Genomic DNA, 2,952 nt, shown 5'->3' with positions numbered 1-2,952 from the left:
ATTCGGCGCGGGGGTTTGTTGCATCCCGGGAAGGGCTTGTGTCAGGATTCCATCTCTCCCCTGGCCCACGCCATGAGGGCGGGCAGGGTGCAATCCTTCCCCAGCAGGGCCCGCTCCTCCGGCTCCAGCTTGGGGAGCAGGGACTGGCGGGCGGCCGTATATTGGCCGCTCCTCCGGCAGTGGGCCAGCCGCAGGGCAAAGAAGGCCGCCTTTTGGAGGGCGGGGAGGGCCGCCTCCGGCTGGGCGTCAAAGAGGGCGGTGTGGCAGGCGGCATGGTAGAGGGCGGAGGCCGCCGCCCGAACGGCCTCGTCCAGCGTCTCCTTCCCCATGGGGGGCAGCAGTTCCTCCAGAGAGCCGTAGACCGGGAGGGTGTCCAGCCTGAGCTGGAGGGCGTCGAAGGCGGGCCAGGCAGCCAGGGCCGCCCGGTCGCAGAAGAAGCCGCAGGCCCGGTCAGCGAAGGGCATCTTCTCCAGCACACCCCGGCAGGCGGCCAGCTCCGCCGCCCCCAGCGCGTCCAGCACTACCACCAGATCCACGTCGCTCTCCGGCCCAGCCTCCCCCCGGCCGAAGCTGCCCTGGATGCCAACAAAGGCCACCCGGCCGGGCAGGGCCTCCAGCAGCGGCGGGAGAAAGGCGTCCATCCACGGTCTCCAATCCATTGCTCTGTCCTCCTTTTTTATTTTGAAAGGACAGTATAGCAGAAAACGCCCCGACGGACAAGGGCTACTTCAACAGCTCGGGAAGGAGATCATCCACCTGAGGATAGGCCAGCACGGCGCTGGAGATGCCCAGATTGCGGGCCACCTGGAGCTTCTTGCGGATGGAGCCTGCGTCGTCGAACAGGACGAAGTGGGCCCCGTTCTGCCGGGACATGTAGGTGAAGTAGTGGGCGCACAGCTCGCTGGAGAAGAACACCGACGGAGCCCGTTCCTCCAGCCGCTGGCGCAGCTCCTCCCGGGTGAGGGGCATCCCCTGGCCGGTGGGGGAGGGGAGAAAGAAGTCCTCCGCCACCCGCTCCACCGCCAGGGCCACCCGGGCCGCGCCGAAGCGCTCCACCGCCTCCTGAAGGCGCTGTTGGAGGGAGCCGCCGGACAGGGCGGAGGGGATGAGGGCGATGGCGGAATCGGAGAAGGGGGCGTAGGCCTCGGTCACGTAGAGGGGCCAGCCCCGCTTTTTGGTCAGCTCGCCCAGCGTGCGCACCGCCTGGGCCAGCACCTGGAGGGGATGGCCCTCAAAATCGCAGAGAATACCGTCATACCCTCGGGCCATGCACTCCCGCAGCACCTCCTGGCAGAAGGGCCCGGCCTCGCCGCGGCCGTCGAAGCCGGTGTTGTCAATGACCATCAGGCCGCCCCGCACCGATACCGGGATGCTGGCCCGGAACAGGTGGGGCCCGCCCCCCACCCGGTAGGCAACGTGGGCCACTGGGAGGCCGAAGCGCAGGGCGGCCCGGCACTGGTCGGGCGGCGCGGTGAGAAGAAGCTTCATGCTGGTTTGCATATCTTAGGTACCCCCTTGTCCAAGTTCTGAAAAACGTGGTATAATCACTTATATGCGGACAAGACGGAGAATAGAAGAGGTGAAACCATGGCGCTTCCCATCCTGGCCCACTGGGCGGGCCGGAGCATTTTCGACATCGAGCCCGCCGCCCTGGCCCGGCGGGGCATCCGCCTCCTGCTGGCCGATCTGGACAATACCCTGGCGCCCTATGGGGAACCGGAGCCCACACAGGCGGTGAGGGACTGGGCGGCGGCCCTGGGAGAGCAGGGGATCACCCTCTTTGTGCTCTCCAACAACCGGCACCCGGAGCGGCCCCGCCGGTTTTCCCAGGCGCTGGGCGTGCCCTTCCTGGGCCACGCGGGCAAGCCGAAGCCGGGGGGCTTCCGGCGGGCCATGGAGCAGATGGGCTGCACACCGGAGCAGACTGCCATCGTGGGGGATCAGCTCTTTACCGACATTCTGGGCGGGCGGAACGCCGGGGTGCTCACTCTGCTGGTGGAGCCTATCCGCCTGGCGGGCAATCCGGGGCGCTACCTGCGCTACGGAGCGGAGTGGCCCTTCCGCATGTGGAGCAAAAGGAGGACAAAACCGTTATGAGCGCAATCTTCGGCCCGGCGGGCAACGCCGAGTCCTTTCCTTATAAATCCTCGGTAGACGCCCCCCGCTGGCTGGCGGAGCTGGGACTGGACTGCTATGAGTACCAGTGCGGCAAGGGGGTCAATGTCCGGGAGGAGACCGCCAGGAACATCGGCGCGGCGGCGGTGGCGGCGGGCATCCGCCTGTCCCTCCACGCCCCCTACTTCATCAACCTGGCAAACCCCGACCCCGAGAGCCTGCAAAAGACCATCGGTTACATCACCGCGGCCTGTCAGGCGGCGGACTGGATGGGGGCGGGCCGGGTGGTTATCCATTCCGGCGCGCTGATGAAGCGTACGCGGCGGGAGGCCCTGGACATCGCCCTGCGCTCCCTGAAAGCGGTGATAGCCGCCTGCGACGACGCCGGCTATGGACACATCGCCCTGTGCCCCGAGACCATGGGCAAGATCAACCAACTGGGGGATCTGGACGAGGTGCTGGAGCTGTGCACCCTGGACGAGCGGCTGGTACCCTGCGTGGACTTCGGCCACCTTTACGCCCGCTCCCTGGGGGAGCTGGAGGGGACTGCGGCCTGCGCGTCCATGCTGGACCGCATCGAGGCGGTGCTTGGGGCGGAGCGGGCCGGCGCCTTCCACAGCCACTTCTCCAAGATTCAGTTTACCCCCAACGGGGGCGAGAAGATGCACCTGACCTTCGCCCAGGACGACTTCGGGCCCGACCCCGCCCCCCTCATGGCGGAGGTGGCCCGCCGGGGCTGGAGTCCCACCTTCATCTGCGAAAGCGCAGGCACCCAGGCGGAGGACGCGCTGACTATGAAAAAGTTGTATCAGGCATGTCAGAAGTGAGGGGATGGGG

General features: G+C 67.4%; 4 protein-coding genes. 2 read left to right on the top strand and 2 right to left on the bottom strand.

What is annotated here, in order from left to right:
* Positions 1–41: 41 nt before the first annotated feature.
* Together ACESY8_RS01845 and ACESY8_RS01840 are read right to left on the bottom strand one after the other, a co-directional pair.
* Positions 42–659 (bottom strand): nucleotidyltransferase domain-containing protein, encoded by a 618-nt coding sequence (locus tag ACESY8_RS01845; protein ID WP_009259222.1) that lies wholly within the window; start codon positions 657–659, stop codon positions 42–44.
* Between the two features lie 64 nt (positions 660–723).
* On the bottom strand, positions 724–1,500 hold the full coding sequence (locus ACESY8_RS01840; protein WP_007495450.1) for a glycoside hydrolase family 18 protein: 777 nt from the start codon (positions 1,498–1,500) through the stop codon (positions 724–726).
* An 87-nt stretch (positions 1,501–1,587) separates the two neighbouring features.
* Between ACESY8_RS01840 and ACESY8_RS01835 the strand changes: the two genes are divergently transcribed.
* Together ACESY8_RS01835 and ACESY8_RS01830 are read left to right on the top strand one after the other, a co-directional pair.
* Positions 1,588–2,097: a YqeG family HAD IIIA-type phosphatase gene (locus tag ACESY8_RS01835; protein ID WP_044941975.1), complete on the top strand. Its 510-nt coding sequence runs from the start codon at positions 1,588–1,590 to the stop codon at positions 2,095–2,097.
* Positions 2,094–2,942: a TIM barrel protein gene (locus ACESY8_RS01830; protein ID WP_055180113.1), complete on the top strand. Its 849-nt coding sequence runs from the start codon at positions 2,094–2,096 to the stop codon at positions 2,940–2,942. The genes ACESY8_RS01835 and ACESY8_RS01830 overlap by 4 nt, the downstream gene beginning before the upstream one ends.
* Positions 2,943–2,952 lie beyond the last annotated feature (10 nt).

It is taken from the genome of Clostridium sp. ATCC BAA-442 (genome assembly GCF_964239415.1).
In the GTDB taxonomy this organism is placed as follows: Bacteria; Bacillota; Clostridia; order Oscillospirales; family Oscillospiraceae; genus Flavonifractor; species Flavonifractor plautii.
Note: the sequence above shows the minus strand (reverse complement) of the source record. Positions and strands in the feature narration are given on the sequence as shown.